The organism is Novosphingobium sp. (assembly GCF_027489515.1).
GTDB lineage: Bacteria > Pseudomonadota > Alphaproteobacteria > Sphingomonadales > Sphingomonadaceae > Novosphingobium.
Genome location: NZ_JAIXZS010000033.1, coordinates 1 through 17,240 on the forward strand (window position 1 = coordinate 1; position 17,240 = coordinate 17,240).

At 65.2% G+C, this 17,240-nt stretch carries 14 protein-coding genes; 8 read left to right on the top strand and 6 right to left on the bottom strand.

What is annotated here, in order from left to right:
- Window positions 1-113: 113 nt before the first annotated feature.
- Window positions 114-1,850 carry an amidohydrolase gene (locus tag Q0082_RS05800; RefSeq protein ID WP_298190793.1) on the bottom strand — a complete coding sequence of 579 codons (1,737 nt, stop codon included), beginning with the start codon at window positions 1,848-1,850 and terminating at the stop codon, window positions 114-116.
- Between the two features lie 144 nt (window positions 1,851-1,994).
- Window positions 1,995-4,955: a TonB-dependent receptor gene (locus Q0082_RS05805; protein ID WP_298190794.1), complete on the bottom strand. Its 2,961-nt coding sequence runs from the start codon at window positions 4,953-4,955 to the stop codon at window positions 1,995-1,997.
- Between the two features lie 259 nt (window positions 4,956-5,214).
- Between Q0082_RS05805 and ribB the strand changes: the two genes are divergently transcribed.
- The 8 genes from ribB (at window position 5,215) to Q0082_RS05845 (ending at window position 13,920) form a co-directional block, all read left to right on the top strand.
- The gene (ribB, locus tag Q0082_RS05810) at window positions 5,215-6,483 is read left to right on the top strand and encodes a 3,4-dihydroxy-2-butanone-4-phosphate synthase (RefSeq protein WP_298190795.1); all 1,269 of its coding nucleotides are present in this window, start codon (window positions 5,215-5,217) and stop codon (window positions 6,481-6,483) included.
- Between the two features lie 6 nt (window positions 6,484-6,489).
- Window positions 6,490-6,909, top strand: coding sequence for a 6,7-dimethyl-8-ribityllumazine synthase (gene ribH / locus Q0082_RS05815; RefSeq protein ID WP_298190796.1), 420 nt, complete (start codon window positions 6,490-6,492; stop codon window positions 6,907-6,909).
- 230 nt (window positions 6,910-7,139) lie between these two features.
- Window positions 7,140-8,885 carry a methyl-accepting chemotaxis protein gene (locus Q0082_RS05820; RefSeq protein WP_298190798.1) on the top strand — a complete coding sequence of 582 codons (1,746 nt, stop codon included), beginning with the start codon at window positions 7,140-7,142 and terminating at the stop codon, window positions 8,883-8,885.
- 222 nt (window positions 8,886-9,107) lie between these two features.
- Window positions 9,108-10,814 (top strand): 30S ribosomal protein S1, encoded by a 1,707-nt coding sequence (rpsA, locus tag Q0082_RS05825; RefSeq protein WP_298190800.1) that lies wholly within the window; start codon window positions 9,108-9,110, stop codon window positions 10,812-10,814.
- Between the two features lie 112 nt (window positions 10,815-10,926).
- A complete protein-coding gene (gloB, locus tag Q0082_RS05830; RefSeq protein WP_298190802.1) occupies window positions 10,927-11,691 on the top strand; it encodes a hydroxyacylglutathione hydrolase in 765 nt (254 codons plus the stop codon).
- The gene (locus tag Q0082_RS05835) at window positions 11,692-12,732 is read left to right on the top strand and encodes a LacI family DNA-binding transcriptional regulator (RefSeq protein ID WP_298190805.1); all 1,041 of its coding nucleotides are present in this window, start codon (window positions 11,692-11,694) and stop codon (window positions 12,730-12,732) included.
- A 5-nt stretch (window positions 12,733-12,737) separates the two neighbouring features.
- Window positions 12,738-13,004, top strand: a complete 267-nt coding sequence (locus Q0082_RS05840) for a hypothetical protein (RefSeq protein ID WP_298190807.1) — start codon at window positions 12,738-12,740, stop codon at window positions 13,002-13,004.
- Window positions 13,005-13,026: 22 nt separating this feature from the next.
- On the top strand, window positions 13,027-13,920 hold the full coding sequence (locus tag Q0082_RS05845) for a hypothetical protein (RefSeq protein ID WP_298190809.1): 894 nt from the start codon (window positions 13,027-13,029) through the stop codon (window positions 13,918-13,920).
- Here the strand turns inward: Q0082_RS05845 and Q0082_RS05850 are convergent.
- The 4 genes from Q0082_RS05850 to Q0082_RS05865 all read right to left on the bottom strand — a co-directional run.
- A complete protein-coding gene (locus tag Q0082_RS05850) occupies window positions 13,901-15,760 on the bottom strand; it encodes a hypothetical protein (RefSeq protein ID WP_298190811.1) in 1,860 nt (619 codons plus the stop codon). The genes Q0082_RS05845 and Q0082_RS05850 overlap by 20 nt on opposite strands.
- Window positions 15,761-15,871: 111 nt before the next feature.
- Window positions 15,872-16,429, bottom strand: a complete 558-nt coding sequence (locus Q0082_RS05855) for a hypothetical protein (RefSeq protein ID WP_298190813.1) — start codon at window positions 16,427-16,429, stop codon at window positions 15,872-15,874.
- On the bottom strand, window positions 16,422-16,913 hold the full coding sequence (locus Q0082_RS05860) for an ATPase (protein ID WP_298190815.1): 492 nt from the start codon (window positions 16,911-16,913) through the stop codon (window positions 16,422-16,424). The genes Q0082_RS05855 and Q0082_RS05860 overlap by 8 nt, the downstream gene beginning before the upstream one ends.
- A gap of 102 nt (window positions 16,914-17,015) precedes the next feature.
- Window positions 17,016-17,240 (bottom strand): F0F1 ATP synthase subunit C (locus Q0082_RS05865; RefSeq protein WP_298190817.1); only part of this gene is annotated, 225 nt, incomplete at its 5' end.

A 17,240-nucleotide genomic window follows, 5' to 3' on the forward strand; every position in this document is an offset into this window, starting at 1 on the left:
CGCATAGCTCAGTTGGTAGAGCAGCTGACTCTTAATCAGCGGGTCCTAGGTTCGAGCCCTAGTGCGTCCACCAAACCTCCCCATCACAGCCTGATCTGCAACGGACTCTCCGCTCAGCGCGGGCGCTCGTAGGCGATCTTCCCGTCGACGATCGTCATGTCGACCTTCACTGCGCCAATGCGCGCTTTGGGGATCGTAAGCGGATCGCGGTCGGTCACCACGAAATCGGCAAGCTTGCCCACCTCGATCGAGCCCATGTCCTTCTCGAGGAAGTTCGCCTCCGCGCTCCAGATCGTGAACATGCGGATCGCATCCATTATGCCGATCGCTTCGTCGCCCTGGACGATCGTGCCATACTTGCTGTCGCGGTTCACCGCGCGCGCGATCGAGAAGAAGGGGTTGGTCGCGAAGTTCTGCGTGCCGATCGTATCGACGCCACCTGCCGGATGCAGCCCGCGCGCAATCAGCGTCTTCAGCGGGAAGAACGCAACGTCCGGCTCGGCGGCGTTGGTCGCATCGAGCCGCCACAGGAACGCGACCTGCATCGATGGGATCACGTGGTCTTGCGCCATGCGCTGCAAACGCCGCTCGGTGCGCTGCGGATCAAGGCTGAGGAAATGGGCGAAGTGCTCGATCCGGAGGCGCGCATCGGCGCGCGGGTAACGCGCCTGCGCGGCTTCATAGGCATCGAGCACCATGTCCTGCGAGCGGTCTCCGTTGGCATGGATCTGCACCTGCCAGCCGCGCCGGTAGGCATCGCCCACCAGCGCGTTGAGCTCGTCCTGGCTGTAGGTGACGCCGCCGCGGTTGTCGGGCTTCCAGGTCGTGGCGGAGCCCTTCCAGTGCGGCCGGTAGACCGCCGAAGTCGTGCCCCAGACGCCGTCCTGAATGAACTTGATCGCGCCGACCTTGAGCCAATCGGTGCCGCCGCCCGGCTTGAAACCAAGCGCCTCAATCCGCCCGACGGGATCGGGCTCCCTGGACGAGGCAACGGTGATCCCAGCGTGCATCAGGGGGCCGATCAGGAAGTTCAGGCGCACCCGCGTCGGCAGGCGGCCTTCGGCCTTGAGTTCGGCCATCGCGGTATAGCTCGGGAGGTCGGACATGTCCGACACCATGGTGACGCCGCGCTTGAGGTAGAAATCGTCGAGGATGACCCGGATCGCCTCCTTGCGTTCGGGCGCGGTAAAGGCAGGGACCATGCCCTTTGGCCAGGGCACTTCGGCATCGCGGATGATCGCGATCTCGCCCTCGGCAGTGCGTTCAAAGCGTGAGGCAGTGCCGGCGGGGGGATCAGGGAAGCTGCGGTCCAGCCCCATGATCTGCGCCGCCTTGTGGTTGATGAGGTGGTCGTGCGCGCTCCAGCGCAGGTCGACCGGATTGTCTGGAAACGCCGCGTCGAGCGCCTCGCGCGTCGGCATGATCTGATTATAGGTGCCATTGCCGATGAGCCATGCCCCCGGTGGCAGCGTCGCGGCTTTCTCCTTCAGCCGTGTGATTACCGCGGCACCATCCTTGAGCGGTGGCACCTGGATATCGACGGTATGCGCCTCAACCTCGGCCATGCCGCCCACGTGCGAATGGGCATCGATGAAGCCCGGTAGCACGGTGCGCCCCTTGAGATCGATCACGCGTGTACGGGGCCCACGAAAGCGCGCGACATTGCCCACTGCGATGATGCGCCGCCCACGCACCGCCACGCCGCGCACCACACGCCCCTTGCCATCGACCGTGACGATCTTGCCGTTGACGAGAACGAGGTCTGCCGGCTTCACATCGGCGGCCCCCGCGCTGCCTGAAACCGCAAGCATCAGTGCCAGACCGGCGGCTCCGTGCCGAAGTGCCCTCATCACGCCTCTCCCCCGCTGCGTGTCAGCCGGACGCAATGTGGCCTGGAGCGCGGACAAAAAGCAAGGCGCCGGAAGTCTCCTTCCGGCGCCCGCCTCAGACCGGCCGCCACCCGCGCGGGCGGCAAGCCGGTTCCCCCCAAACGATCAGAACTTGAAGCCGGCGGCAATGCCGTAGCGGCGCGGTTCCAGCGTGAACACGTTGGTGAAGTTACCCGAGGACTGGTCGGTCACGTAGAGACCGGTCACCGAGTTGTCGTCCGTGATGTTCTGGATGAACCCGCGGATGTACCACTTGTTCTCGGGCCCATCGAGCTGGAGCTGCGCGTTCATCTGGGTGAACGACGGGATCCGGTCGGGCAGGCCGTTGAAGATGGTACCGGTGGACTGGCCGGTGTAGGTCAGGTCGAAGCGCGGGGTCAGGGTGAGACGACCGATCGGCGCAGCATACTGCACGCCGGCCGAGAACTTCACGTTCGGCGCGCCGGGCAGCTTGTTGCCGCGGATGTTGACCGGGATACCCGACGAGTAGACCGTCACGCCGCCGATACCAGGCGCGTTGCCCACCGTCGGAGCGAGCGCATCGAGCACGGCGCAGATCGAGTAGGCGCCGGTAGAGGCGATGCCGCCGTCAGCCGGGAATGCCGTCGTACCCTTGAGCCCGGCACCGCCGTCCACACCCGGGATTTGCCCAGCGTTGATCAGTGCGTTCGCCGTGTTGACGAAGGCATTGACGCCCGCAACGTTGCCCGAGTTCGAGCCGACCGCGCAGTTCGCCGCGTTGGTGATGTCCTTGATGATGACCGCATCCTTGCGGCCCGCACCAAAGTCACGCGGGTTGGACAGGAACTTGTCCTGCGAAACTTCGGTGTGGAGGTAGCTGAAGTTGACGTTGATCGTCAGCGGACGGATCGGACGAACGATGGCTTCGGCTTCCACACCGTAGATGTTGGCGTTCACGTTGTCGTTGACCGAGGTGCGCGCGACGATGCGCGAGAGCTGCAGGTCCTTGTACTTGTAGTAGAACCCGGTGAGGTTCAGCTGCAGCGCACCGTTACCAAAGGTGTTCTTCGAGCCGATTTCGAAGCTGTCGACGAATTCGGGGTTGAACGTATCCGGCACCGCGAAGATCGGCGAAAGCGGCGGGTTGATGCCGCCCGACTTGTAGCCGCGCGAGTAGGAGGCATAGACAAGGTTATTCGGCGTGATCTGGAAGTCCAGCACCGCACGGCCGGTCAGCTCGTTGAACTTGCTCTGGCGAACCTGGAACAGCTGGTTGCCGACAAGGCTCGGATCGGCGTCAAACGAACCGATGAACGGCGAGTCATAGGCGTTGGTGCTGCCATGCGGGGCGAGGAAGCTCAACAGTGTGGTGCGCGCAGTATTGTTCTTCTTGTCGTTGTTGTTGCGCAAGCCGAGGGTCAGCTTCACCTTGTCGCTGAACTTGTAGTACGCCTCGCCGAAGATGCCCCAGGTCGTCAGTTTGTAGCCATCGCCGGTCGCGCCGTTGTTGCGGTAGGCACCCGTCGCCAGGTAAGACGGCGGCGCACCGGCACCAAGTGCCAAGAACCCGCCGCCGACGCCGGCGAAGTAATCAAGCCCGAACGAGCTTATATAGTAGCTGTTCTCGCTGATCTTGTACTGGCCGTAGATGCCGCCGAGCAGGAAATTGAACGGCCCATCGAACTTGGTGCTGAGGATGGCTTCCCCGGTCCAGGCTTCCTGGTTCTGTACCGAACGGTCGAAATCGAGCGGCGTGTTCGCACAGATGCCGTTGCCGCCAAACACGCCGGTACCGCTCGCTTCGCCGCGCGATGTGCAGAGCTTGCCCCCGGGGCCATCCGGGATGAGCGCCGAAGCGACGGGGCCGAGATACCTCTTCAGGTCCGGGCCGAGCAGCCCGGCACCCGCTGCGGCCAGCGCGCCGAGCGCCGGCGCATAGCTCGAACGATCCGAAACAGCGAGGTTGTAATCCTGCTGCGAGTCGATCTTGACCTTCTGATAGTTACCCGAAATGCGCAGGTTCAACGTTTCGCCGATATCCTGCTTCAGCGAGCCCTGCAGGATCGTTTCAGAGGTCGCGTAAGTCGGCGTGAAGTCGGTATTGACGACGCGCGGATCCTTGGGATTCTCGACATTGCTGTAGATGCTCTGACCGTAGACGCTGCCCAGCGCAAACGCCGTGGGCAAGCCGCTGACCGCGAAGAACTCCTTCGAAGTGACGATACCGGCGAGCAACGCATTGCTGTTGGTGGTGCCGGTGCCGCGCGTGGTGTTGAGGCAGCCCAGAATACCCGTGGGATCGTTCTGGCAATACTGCTTCTGGATGCGCAGGCGGTTGTCCTTCTCGTGGAAGTACTGGCCCATGAGGTCGATCGTGGTCGACGAAGACGGCTGCCAGGTCAGCGACCCGCGAATGCCGTACATGTCGCGGTCGTCGAGGTCCTTTCCATCGAACAGGTTCTTCGTGTAGCCATCGCGCTTCAGATAATAGCCTGCCGCGCGCACCGCGAGCGTTTCGCCCAGCGGCACGTTGATCATGCCCTTGACGCGGATAGAGTTGTAGTTGCCATATTCGACTTCGCCCGCCGCGCCGAAACCGTTGAGATCGGGCTTCGCGGTGCGGAAGTTGACCACGCCCGAGGTTGCGTTGCGGCCGAACAGGGTGCCTTGCGGGCCGCGCAGCACTTCAACCTGCGCCAGATCGAAGAACTCCCCTTCGAACAGGCGTGTAAAAAACTGCGGCGCGTCGTTGAGATGGATGGCGGTCGCGCTGTCGCAGGTCACGCCCGTGCACAAGTCACCGATGCCGCGGATGGTGAAGCTCGACGAGGTGAAGTTCGTCTTCGTGAAGGTGACGTTGGGCAGCGAGAGCTGCAGATCGAGCGGGTTGCGGATCTGCTGCTTGGTGAGGTTTTCCGCAGTGAATGCGCTGATCGCGATCGGCACCGTCTGCAGGCGCTGCGACTGGCGCTGCGCGGTCACGATGATTTCCTGGACGCCCGGGCCGCTATCGCCGCTGGCTGCGCTTTGTGCTTCCTGCGCGAACGATGGCGTTGCTACGGCTGCTGCGCACACACCTGCGAGCAGGGCAAGTTTACCCCTCATATCAAAGTCCTCTCTCTTCAGCGGGCGCCCATCATTTTTGAGGGTCGCCCTTCTGCTCACAGAACATAGCGGAACACATCCATTGTCAACCGCTCAATTAAATTTTGCCGTTTCCGTAGCGGCAGGGAGCAGCAAGGTGTGACCCGACGGCCACCCTTTACCGACCGAAATGGTTGGAATCGCGAATCAACTTTGGGAAATCGCATCACGATGTGATCTATGATCTTGCGTTTCACATTGCGATGTGAGACAAGCACGCATGTCCAGCGAACTCATCGATCGCATCCGCCGCCTCATCGTCGAAGGCGGCATGTCCCGTTCGGGCCTCGCCCGCGCTGCGGGGCTCCACGCCAACACCCTGCGCGATGCAGGCCTGCCCGGCTGGAACCCCACCGCCGACACGCTCGCCAAGCTCGAACGCGTCCTGAGCGAGAACGACGATGCGCCCGCGCTGGTCCCCATCGAGGAAATCATCGACGAGGCGCGCAACGGGCGCATGTTCATCCTTGTCGACGACGAGGATCGCGAAAACGAAGGCGATCTCGTCATTCCCGCGCAGATGGCGACGCCGGACGCGATCAACTTCATGGCAACCCACGGCCGCGGCCTCATCTGCCTCACTCTCACCCGCAGCCGCACCGAGCAGCTCGGGCTCGAGCTGATGAGCCGCAACAACGGCACGCGGCACGAAACCGCCTTCACCGTCTCGATCGAGGCACGCGAGGGCGTGACCACTGGCATTTCCGCGGCCGACCGCGCGCGCACCGTGGCGGTCGCCATCGATGCGTCGAAGACGAAAGACGATATCGTCACGCCGGGCCACGTGTTCCCGCTGATCGCGCGTGATGGCGGCGTACTCGTGCGTGCCGGGCACACCGAGGCGGCGGTCGATATCAGCCGCCTTGCCGGCCTCAATCCCTCGGGCGTGATCTGCGAGATCATGAAGGACGACGGCACCATGGCGCGGATGGACGATCTCGTCCCCTTTGCGCGGCGTCATGGCCTCAAGATGGGCACGATCCGCGATCTCATCGAATATCGCCGCCGCAACGACCACCTTGTCGAATGCATCGACCAGCAGCCCTTCCATTCGGATTACGGCGGCGACTGGACGATCAAGACCTATCGCAACAAGATCGACGGTGTAGTCCACCTCGTGCTGCAGAAGGGCGCAGTCCGCCCTGATGCGCCGACGCTGGTGCGCATGCACGCTATCTCGATCATGAGCGATGTGCTCGGCCAGCCCGGCCCGCGCAAGCGCAGCCTCCAGCGCGCGATGAGCGAGATCGGCAAGGCGGGCGCGGGCGTGATTGTCGTGCTCATGCCTGGCGACAGCGCGAGCCTTCAGGCCGAGATTGCCGGCCGCACCGGTGACATGGACCTGCGCAGCTACGGCATCGGCGCGCAGATCCTTGCCGATCTCGGCATCCATGACATGATCCTGCTAACCAATTCGCATCGCAACATCGTCGCCATCGAAGGCTACGGCCTCAACATCGTCGGCGAACAGCCGATCACCGCGGAGTAAGCGCGCATGGCCAAGTTTCTCATCGTCGAAGCCCGCTTCTACGACCACCTCAACGACATGCTGGTGGCTGGCGCCCGCGCTGCGCTCGAGGCCGAGGGTCACAAGGTCGAGGTGATCACCGTACCCGGCGCGCTCGAAGTCCCCGGCGCGATCGTGCTGGCGGACCAGTCGGGCCAGTACGACGGCTACGTCGCGATCGGCGTAGTGATCCGCGGCGAGACCTATCACTTCGAGATCGTCGCGGGCGAAAGCGCGCGCGGCGTGATGGCACTTACGATGGACGGGCTTGCCGTAGGGAACGGCATCCTTACCGTCGAGAACGAAGCGCAGGCGCTGGTGCGCGCTGATCCCGCCCAGAAGGACAAGGGTGGTGAGGCGGCAAAGGCGGCGCTGGCGCTCCTTGCGCTCAGGACACGGTTCAGCTGACACTTGGACCTGGCTGATGACAGGCGCCCATTGCGGCGGTTGACGGACGCATGAGGATGGCTCCGGTGCCCTGCTGCCGGCGCCAGCCGGACTATCGTCAACATTGCGCCGTGCCGGCCTAGGCGATGCTCCCCAGCCGAACTGCAAGCCTTTGGCCTGCATTACGGCGTTATCCGCTGCTCGCGCCGGTCGGTCCCATGCTGCCCGGCGGTGAATGCAGGGGAGGTTGCGTGGTCCTATCGATCCGAAGCCAGAGCCGCCGTGGCGGCTTGTTCCTTGCCGGAACGGTGACGATGCTGCTCCTGCTGATCGGCCTTGCCGTGCAGCACATCCGCGTCGGCGGAACCTTGCAGAAACGCATCGACACCGTAACCGGGTTTACCGCCGACATCCTGCCGCCGCCGCTCTACATCGTGGAACCGGCGCTTGAAGCGCGGCAGGCGATCGATGATCCCACCCACCTCGCGCAGAGCCGCGCCGATCTGGCCGAGCTGGAAAAGCAGTACCGCACCAGTCTTGCAAAGTGGACGGCAGACGATGTTGATCCCGCACTGGCGCGCGAGCTGCGCACTTCGGTCGCCAAGGAGGCGGATGCCTTCTGGCAGGAAGTCAACACGGTGCTGCTGCCAGCCCTCGAACGTGGCGACATGCTGGCAACAGAGGCCAGCAAGCAGAAGCTCGACGCGATCTTTGCCCGCGAGCGCAGCGCGATACTTCTGCTCACCGAACACGCCACCGCCGCCCGCGATGCGCTCGTCTCGACCAGTGCACTGACGGTGTCGGCGCTGCTGTTGGTCATGGCGCTGGCTGGTGCCGGCACAGTGGCGCTGATCGTCGCCTCCGTCCGCCTGATCAGCCGCCACGTGCTCGATCCGTTGGCAGAAACCGCCAGCATGATGACCATGATGGCGGCGGGCGATCTGGAGGCGGGCCGCCGCAGCGACCACCGCGCCGACGAGATCGGCGACATGACCCGCGCGATCGAGGTTTTCCGCAGTGCCGCGCGCATGCAGCGCGAGGATGCACAGAAGCAGGAACTTGTCGTCACCCGCATGGGAACGGCGCTCGGCAAGCTGGCGGAAGGCGATCTCGTCCACCGCATCGAACCGCCCTTCCCTTCCGAATATGAGCAGCTGCGCGGCGCCTACAACTCAGCGGCAGAGCGGCTCGACAGCGTGCTGGCACGGGTAGGCGGCTCGGCGGTCAGCGTCAGCAACGGCGCCGCGGAAATCCGCACAGCTGCCAGCGACCTTGCGAGCCGCAACCAGAGCCAGGCCGCCAGCGTGGAGGAATCGAGCGCGGCAATGAAGCAGGTTGCCGGGATCGTTGCCGCCACGGCAGCCCGCACCCGCGAGGTCGAAACGGAAATCGCGCTTGCGACGGAGGATGCCCAAGCCGGCGGCGCCCTCGTCAACGAGGCCATGGTGGCCATGAGCGCGATCGAGCGCAGTTCGCAGGAGATCGACCGGATCATCGGGCTCATCGATTCCATCGCCTTCCAGACCAACCTCCTCGCACTCAACGCAGGCGTCGAGGCCGCGCGCGCCGGTGATGCCGGCCGGGGCTTTGCGGTCGTCGCCACCGAGGTGCGCGCGCTCGCACAGCGCAGCGCCGATGCCGCGAGCGAAATCCGGACCCTGATCGCGACAAGCTCGCGGGAGGTAACCGGAGGTGTGAACCTTGTCGGCCGTACTGGTGAGGCAATCACTGCGATGGTCGGCCGTGTCAGCACACTATCGACACTCGTCAGCGAGATTGCCCAGGCGACACGGGACCAGTCCCAAAGCCTCGATCAGGTGAGCGCCTCGGTCACCGGCATGGATTCGATGACCCAGCGCAACGCCGCCATGGTCGAGCAGACCGCCGCCGCGTCCCGTTCGCTGGCGGAGGAGGCCGGCGAACTTGCCGCTGCCGTCTCCCGCTTCCACACTTCGGCACAAGCCACGTCTACGCGCCCCCGCGCGCTCGCGGCCTGAGCGGCGGCCCCAAGCGGCGCGGTTCAGCTTGCTTTTTGCCCGTTCCTGACATAGGGGCCGCTCGTCCGCGCGGGGGTCTGCTCTCGCCTCGGATATCTGTCATGGCATTCGGCCCGGCAGATGGTTCGGCCCTTTGGCCCGGATCCGCATGGTGCGGCATCCGGTGAAAGACCGGCGGAGACAACCGCCTGGCCGGAAACAGCGATAACAGGACTACCAGCAATGGCATCTCATCCCACGCGCGACGATTTCGCCGCGATGCTCGACGAAACCCTCGGCGGCGCCGCCAATGGCGGCTTTGAAGGCCGGGTCGTCAAGGGCACCGTCACCGCGATCGAAAACGACAAGGCCGTCATCGACGTCGGCCTCAAGAGCGAAGGCCGCGTGCCGCTTCGCGAATTCGCCATGCCCGGCCAGCCGCACGGCCTCTCGGTCGGCGATGAAGTCGAAGTTTACGTTGACCGCGTCGAGAACGCCGACGGCGAAGCGATGCTCAGCCGCGACCGCGCCCGCCGCGAAGCCGCTTGGGACAAGCTCGAAGCCGAATTCGGCGAAGGCAAGCGCGTCGAAGGCGTGATCTTCGGCCGCGTCAAGGGCGGCTTCACCGTCGACCTCGACGGCGCCGTGGCCTTCCTCCCCGGCTCGCAGGTCGATATCCGCCCGGTGCGCGACGTGACCCCGCTGATGGACATGCCGCAGCCCTTCCAGATCCTCAAGATGGACCGCCGCCGCGGCAACATCGTGGTTTCGCGCCGCGCTGTCCTCGAGGAAACCCGCGCCGAGCAGCGTTCGGGCCTCATCCAGAACCTCAAGGAAGGCCAGATCATCGACGGCGTGGTCAAGAACATCACCGACTACGGTGCGTTCGTGGACCTCGGCGGCATCGACGGTCTGCTCCATGTCACCGACATGAGCTACAAGCGCGTCAACCACCCGTCGGAAGTCATCGCCATCGGCGATACCGTGCGCGTCCAGATCATCCGCATCAACCAGGACACGCAGCGCATCAGCCTCGGCATGAAGCAGCTTGAAAGCGATCCGTGGGATGGCGTCGCCGCCAAGTACCCGGTCGGCGCGAAGCTGCACGGCGTTGTCACCAACATCACCGAATACGGTGCGTTCGTGGAACTGGAAGCGGGCATCGAAGGCCTCGTCCACGTCTCCGAAATGTCGTGGACCAAGAAGAACGTCCACCCCGGCAAGATCGTCTCGACCTCGCAGGAAGTCGACGTCATGGTCCTCGAGGTCGACAGCGACAAGCGCCGCATCAGCCTCGGCCTCAAGCAGGCCCAGCAGAACCCCTGGGAAGCTTTCGCGGAAAGCCACCCCGTCGGCTCGACTGTCGAGGGCGAAGTCAAGAACGCGACCGAGTTCGGCCTGTTCATCGGCCTCGATGGCGACGTCGACGGCATGGTCCACATGTCGGACATCGCCTGGGGCATCTCGGGCGAAGACGCGCTGGCGCTGCACCGCAAGGGCGAGCAGGTTTCGGCCATCGTGCTCGACGTCGATGTCGAAAAGGAGCGCATCTCGCTCGGCATGAAGCAGCTTGAAAAGGGCGCTCCGGCAGCCGGCGGCGTTTCGGCAGCCGGTGCAGGCTCGCTCCGCCGCGGCGAAGTCGTTACCGTCACGGTCCTCGAAGTCCGCGATGGCGGCCTCGAAGTGCAGGCCGGCGAAGACGGCGCGACCGGCTTCATCAAGCGCACCGATCTCGGCCGCGACCGCGACGAGCAGCGTCCGGACCGCTTCCAGGTTGGCCAGAAGCTCGACGCCATGGTCATCGGCTTCGACCGTTCGAAGAAGCCCAACTTCTCGGTCAAAGCGCGTCAGCTCGCCGAAGAGAAGGAAGCCGTGGAACAGTACGGTTCGTCGGAAGCCGGCGCTTCGCTGGGCGACATCCTCGGCGCGGCTCTCAAGGCCAAGCAGTAAGCCTAGCCGCCGAAAGGCAAACCAAAGGCCCGTCCGGAGCGATCCGGGCGGGCTTTTGCATTGCGGCGCACACTCGGCTAGGCTCCCCACCAAGGATGCCCGAGAAGAACCCATGACGCTTGAAGTCCACCAGTTCCCCTGCCTCAGCGACAACTACGGCTATCTGCTGCACGACAGCGCGAGCGGCGAGACCGCCTGCATCGACACGCCGGATGCCAGCGCCTACCTTGCCGAGGCAGCTGCAAAAGCCTGGACGATCACGCAGATCTGGAACACGCACTGGCACCCCGATCATGCCGGCGGGAACGAGGCAATCAAGGCGGCTACCGGCTGCAAGATCGTCGCCCCCGCCAATGACGCCGCGCGCATCGCCGGGATCGACCGCACCGTGACCCAGGGCGATACGGTGCCCTTCGGTGCCTACGCGGCGCATGTCATCGACGTCGGCGGTCACACCCTCGGCCACTGTGCCTACCACCTCCCTGAAGCCGCGATTGCCTTCGTCGGCGATGCCGTCTTCGCGCTCGGTTGCGGGCGCATGTTTGAAGGCACGCCCGATCAGTTCTGGGCCAGCCTCAGCCGTGTGAAGGCGCTCCCCGCCGAAACCACACTCTATTGCGCGCACGAATACACCGCCTCCAACGCCAAGTTCGCGATCCACGCCGATCCCGACAACGCCACCCTTGCTGCCTATGCCGCTGAAATAGCGGACAAGCGCAGCCGCGATGAATGGACCGTCCCCACCCGGCTGGACCGGGAGCTTGCCACCAATCCCTTCCTGCGCGCCGATGATCCCGCGCTGCAGGCGCGCTGGGGTGGCGCCTCGCCGGTCGAGACTTTCGCCGCGCTGCGCAGCGCCAAGGACTCGTTCCGCTAGATGGCCCCGACCACGGACACCACCCGCCGCATCACCCGCGTCACTTCGTTCGATGTGGCGGAGGAGGCCGGCGTCAGCCAGTCAACCGTCAGCCGCGCACTGGCAGGCGATACCTCGATCAGCGAACCGACGCGCCAGCGCGTGATCGCCGCCGCCGCCCGGCTCAACTATCAGGTCAACGAGAACGCCGCCCGCCTGCGCCGCGGCAAGACCGGTACGCTCGCGGTCGTGATGATCTGCCGCGCGGGGCAAGACCGCAAGGATCTGAACCCGTTCTACTTCGCCCTCCTCGGCAGCACCTGCGCCGCCGCGTCCGCCCGTGGCTACGAAGTGCTCGTCTCCTTCCAGGACAGCGCGGAGAACTTCTGGGGCCACTATGAGGAGCGCCGCAAGGCCGATGGCATGATCGTCATCGGCACGAGCGAGAACACGCCCGCGTGGGACTATTTCGGCGAGCTCGATCCTGCGACCAACTGGGTCTGCTGGGGCGCGCCGAGCGATGCCTTCCCGTGGGTGCGCAGCGATAATGAGGCAGGCGCCGCGCTCGCCGTGCGTCACATGCTGGTGCGCGGCTACGAGCGCATTGTCTGCATCGGCTCGGAAACCTCGCCCCAGCGCCAGTTCAAGGAGCGTTACGACGGCTATGCCGCGGCGATGCGCGATGCAGGCCGCGAGCCGGTGCTCCAGCGCATCGAACGGGGCCTCGCGCGCGAGGAGCAGGGCCGCCGCGCCGCCGCCGCACTGGCGGAAAGCGGCCAGCCCTTCGACGGCATCTTCGCGGTCAGCGACGAGATCGCACTCGGCGCGCTCAAGGAGCTTGCCATCCGGGGCTACAGCATCCCTGACAAGGTCGGCATTGTCGGCTTCGACGGGGTGCGCGCGGGCGCCTGGTCGACACCGCCGCTGACCACGATCGAATCCGATTTCGAAACCGCCGGCGCGCTGCTGGTCGAGCGGTTGCTCGCCGCGATGGCAGGCGAGCCCGAAACCCCGCGCCGGGTGCCTGTGCGCCTTGTCGTGCGCGGCTCGACGCGTCCTTAGTCCCCATGCTGCGCAGTCTGCTGAGGCTCGGGGTTTACTACGTCCTGCTCGCCGTCTCGCTGGCGATCATCACGAGCTACCGCGAGACTTTCGAGCGGGTACTGGTGCAGACCGTGTTCTTTGCACTGGTATCGCTCTTTCTCGTCCATCTGATCCGCACAAAGCTGCCCTTCCTGCGCCATGCCTGGCCGGAAGTGCTGTACCTCCTCGCCACCTTGTTCTTTGCGCTGACATCGGCCATCCGGCTGCTCGATTTCGTCCGCACCCCCTAGACTACCTGACCTGGGCCCCATCATGAACATTGCCTTCCTCGCTTGCAGCACCACGCTGCCCGGCGCCCCCGACCGCCGCGCCGATGCCTTCGAGCATGACCAGCAGATGGCCGCGCTCGTTGCCGCGCTGCGGCCCGGCGAACAGGTGAGCGATATCGATTGGCAGGCCCCGCTGGATGCCTTTGCCGGCTTCGATGCCGTGCTGATCGGCACACCATGGGACTACTGGGACAACCGCGAGGCCTTTCTCGCCAAGCTGGATGCGATCGCGGCGCTCGGCGTACTGGTGTGCAATGCGCCGGATGTGGTGCGCTGGAACATCGACAAGGGCTACCTCGGCGAACTTGGCGCCCGCGGTGTCGCCACCATCCCCACTTTGCTGCTGGATAATCCCGGTCGCGATGAAATCATCGCCGCCTTTGACCACTTCGGCTGCGACCGCGTGATCGCCAAGCGCCGCGTCGGCGCCGGCGCGGATGGCCAGTTCGATTTCATGCGCGAGCGCCCGCCGGCCGCAGATTGGCGCATGGGCCACGCCGCACTCGTCCAGCCGTTTCTTCCCGGCATCATCGAGGAAGGCGAACATTCGCTGATCTTCATCGACGGTGCATTCAGCCACGGCCTGATCAAGCGCCCGGCGCCCGGCGATTACCGCGTCCAGTCGCTCTACGGCGGCTGGGACACCGCCGTCACTCCGGCTGCGGCAGACCTTGCAGCAGCGCAGGCGGTGATCGCCGGCCTCCCCTTCCCCGCACCGCTCTATGCGCGCATCGATCTGGTGCGCGGGCCCGAAGGCGGCCTGCTCCTGATGGAAGCCGAACTGATCGAGCCGTTCCTCTATCCGCTGCAGGGTCCGGAACTGGGGCCGCGACTGCTCGCAGGCCTTCGCCGCAAACTTACTGCATCTGCGCCCTGAACGAGATCGTGAAGTTGGGCGGCGTGCCGCTTGATCCCGCCATCGTGCCCTTGGGGTTCACACAGATGAAGCGCACCGCCGCATCATAGGCCGCTGTCGGCGTGTAGGTGCAGCCCGCAAAGGTTGTCGGCGCGGTGGCCGCGTTCGAGTAGCGGATATCATTGGTGGTGTTGAACGTCAGCGCACTGGTCGGCGTTCCCTGCGTAAAGGTCGGCGTAGCGGCCGTTCCCACGCGCATCTGGCTCGGCAGCGCATCGATCAACAGCACCGAATTGTTGTCCACTGCAGTCGGCCCGGTGTTCGATACAAGGATCGAATACTGCACGATCGCGCCCGGGATCATCTTCGGGTTGGTCGAGCCATTGATCGGGTCGGACAGCACGCTGGAGGTCTTCACCAGCGTCAGCGTCGCATTCGTCGCGCGCCGGGTGTTGGTAATCGTACAGGAGATCACATCGCCCATCTGCGGGGTCACCGTCCCGCCCACCGTGGTCGGCAAGGTGGTCGACGACCCCGTGAACGCATTGGTGCAGGTCATCGCCGCGGTGTACTGCGTGAGGCTTGTGGAACCCGAGCCCACTTCGGTGAAGACATGCGGTGTTCCGGCCGAAACCATGACTTGCGGCGTCGTGCCGTTGGTGACGGTCGCGCCCGTGCCCGTCGTCGTGGTCGTTGCAACCGTGGTCGTGCCCTGGTTGATCTGCATGACGAACTGGTCAGTGTTGAACCGCCGCCCGCTCGTCGCCAGCGCCTTGGTGAGCTGAAGGTGCGGAAACACCGTATTGGTGAAGGTGCAGGTCACGAGGTCGCCGAATTGCAGCGCACCGAAGCTGTAGTTGGTCGTGATCACGCCGCTCGGCAGCGGCGTGCTGGAACTCGTGGAATTGGTGCAGGTGAGGCTCGAGCGATAGTCGGTCAGCGGGTTCACGCTGCCTGCCGCCATCGATTGCGCCAACGTCAGCGGCAGCGCCGAGGCGGTGGTCAGCGAAGCGGCGGTGAAGGGGCCGTTGCCCGTCCCGCTCGATGTACCGCTGGCCAGAGTGGCCCCGCCCGAGGTCGCATTGATGTTGAAGGTGAACTGGTCCGCTGCCGCCGCGCGAACCCCTGTCAGCTGCAGGTTGAGCCGGATCGAGGCAAAGCGCACCGCAAACATCACGCCCTGGAGACCGCCGCCTACAATCGTGGTCGTGAGCGAGGTCGGTGTGCTTGATCCAACGATATTGGCGCCGACTGTGCCGGGGACGCCGCCGATGTTGAAGGTCGAAGTCCCGAGACCCGAACTTGTCGGATAGGTCGTCCCGCTGATTGGTCCCGCATTGTCGAGCGCCACCCAGTTGCCGCCATTGGTCTGGAAGCTCAGCGATTCGCCGTCATTCGAGGACTCGCCATCCGCCGCCACGAACATGTAGCTGGTGATCTGCGAGACGCCCGCAGGCGGGGTCAGCACGATGTTGGAGATCGTTGCAGTCGTCGTGCCTGCCGCCGTCTGGTAGAGGATCGGGCGGCCGCCAATGCCGAGGAACGCGGTGTTGCCGATCGCCGCACCACCCCATGATGGCGCCGTTGCGCCGGTGATCCCTGCTCCGCTGATCGTGAGCGTGAAGGTCATCACCGTGCCATCGGGCAACGTATAGGACATGGCCTGCCCGCCATTGCGGGCCGCAGTGTCGTTGTAGCCCGAGAAATCGAGCCAGCAGTAGGAGGACCAGTTGGCCGGCCCGGTCGAACCCTGCGATGTTGCGTAGAAGCAGCTTGCTGCCTCGGCGCGCCCGGCGCCAAAACTCAGCATCAGCAGCGCCACAAGCAGCACCGCGAACTGCCGAATGCGCGCGCGGCTCATGCCCTGCCCCCAGTCCCGATCCTTATCATGGGTTCGGACCTAGGCGAAAACCCTTAGGGCATGGTTAACCATACCCCGCCGCGACGTGCGGGGAATGGTCCGATCTGGATATCAGTTGGCGAGGCTGGCAATCGCGCTGTCGACCAGCGCCTTGTCAGCGCTCGCGCCGTGGTGCTGGGCGATCAGCTGGCCGGCGGCTGCAGCTGCAGCAGCGGCGGCGCGGGCGCGCAGTTCCTCGACCGCAGCGCGTTCTGCCGCAGCGATCTTGTCGGTCGCCATCTTCTCGCGGCGCGCGATCATCGCGGTGGTGTCCGCCTCGGCCTTGGCGATGATCGCCTGGGCTTCATGGCGGGCATGCTCGACCATTGCAGCGGCGTCAGCCTCCGCGCCGGCGATCTTCTTTGCATATTCGGCGCGCAGCGCTTCGGCTTCGGCGCGCAGCGCCTTGGCGGCATCGAGCTGTTCGCGGATGGCGGCGATCTTGGCATCGAGCCCGCCGGCGATCGCGCCGGGGACCTTTTTCCAGATCACGATAGCGATGAAGGCGGTCATCGAGAGCGCGACCCACATGCCCGGGTTGATGAACCCGAAGGCCACCGGCTCGGCATGTTCAGCCCCGTGTTCAGCAGCGGCGTTTGCCGCATGGGCGAGCAGAGCGAGATTACCCATGGAGCACGTCCTTCACAGCCGCGCGCGCGGCATCGGCGGCAACCGTCAGCCCCGCGACGCGGGCGGCGATGTCGGCCGCAGCCTCCGCCGCCACGGTTTCGATTTCAGCGAGGGCGCCCTGACGGGCAGCCGCAATCCGCGCTTCTGCTTCGGCCACCTTGGCTTCGGCATCAGCGCCCGCCGCGCCGAGCCGCACTTCGGCGGCCTTGGCAGCTTCGGCCTTGGCCGCACCGATCAGCGCCTGGGCTTCCCCGCGCTGCTTGGCAGCAGCAGCCTTCCACGCGTCATCCTGCGCCTGCGCCTCATGGCGCGCGGCTTCGGCAACGGCGAGGTCCGCGGCAATCTTCTGGTCGCGGCCTTCCATGGTCTCGAGAACCTTGGGCGCCATGCCCCGGCCGACGAGGAAGAAGACGGCGCCGAAAATGACCAGCATCCAGAAGATCTGGCTGGAGTAGGTCGCGGCTAGCTGCGAAATCTGGGGCATTGGGGTTCCCGGGGATTCAGGATCTTTGGCAGAGCGCTGAAAAACTGGAGAACGGGACGGCCTCAGGGCCCGAAGACCCATGCGCCGTCCCGTTCCGCAAGATCAGGCGACGAAGATCAGGATCATCGCCACGACGAACGAGAGCAGACCGAGAAGTTCGGCGGCCGCGAAGCCGATGAACAGACGGCCCTGCTGGCCATCAGCCGCGCCCGGGTTGCGCAGCGCGCTCTCGAGGAACGAACCGAAGACGTTGCCCACGCCGATGGCGGCCATGCCGGCGCCGATCGCAGCGAGACCCGCACCGATGAGCTTGGCGCTTGCAGGTTC

Coding starts and splice junctions, on each gene's coding strand:
- Q0082_RS05800 (WP_298190793.1), bottom strand. CDS start 1,850: ATGAGGGCACTTCGGCACGGAGCCGCCGGTCTGGCACTGATGCTTGCG.
- Q0082_RS05805 (WP_298190794.1), bottom strand. CDS start 4,955: ATGAGGGGTAAACTTGCCCTGCTCGCAGGTGTGTGCGCAGCAGCCGTA.
- ribB (WP_298190795.1), top strand. CDS start 5,215: ATGTCCAGCGAACTCATCGATCGCATCCGCCGCCTCATCGTCGAAGGC.
- ribH (WP_298190796.1), top strand. CDS start 6,490: ATGGCCAAGTTTCTCATCGTCGAAGCCCGCTTCTACGACCACCTCAAC.
- rpsA (WP_298190800.1), top strand. CDS start 9,108: ATGGCATCTCATCCCACGCGCGACGATTTCGCCGCGATGCTCGACGAA.
- gloB (WP_298190802.1), top strand. CDS start 10,927: ATGACGCTTGAAGTCCACCAGTTCCCCTGCCTCAGCGACAACTACGGC.
- Q0082_RS05835 (WP_298190805.1), top strand. CDS start 11,692: ATGGCCCCGACCACGGACACCACCCGCCGCATCACCCGCGTCACTTCG.
- Q0082_RS05840 (WP_298190807.1), top strand. CDS start 12,738: ATGCTGCGCAGTCTGCTGAGGCTCGGGGTTTACTACGTCCTGCTCGCC.
- Q0082_RS05845 (WP_298190809.1), top strand. CDS start 13,027: ATGAACATTGCCTTCCTCGCTTGCAGCACCACGCTGCCCGGCGCCCCC.
- Q0082_RS05850 (WP_298190811.1), bottom strand. CDS start 15,760: ATGAGCCGCGCGCGCATTCGGCAGTTCGCGGTGCTGCTTGTGGCGCTG.
- Q0082_RS05855 (WP_298190813.1), bottom strand. CDS start 16,429: ATGGGTAATCTCGCTCTGCTCGCCCATGCGGCAAACGCCGCTGCTGAA.
- Q0082_RS05860 (WP_298190815.1), bottom strand. CDS start 16,913: ATGCCCCAGATTTCGCAGCTAGCCGCGACCTACTCCAGCCAGATCTTC.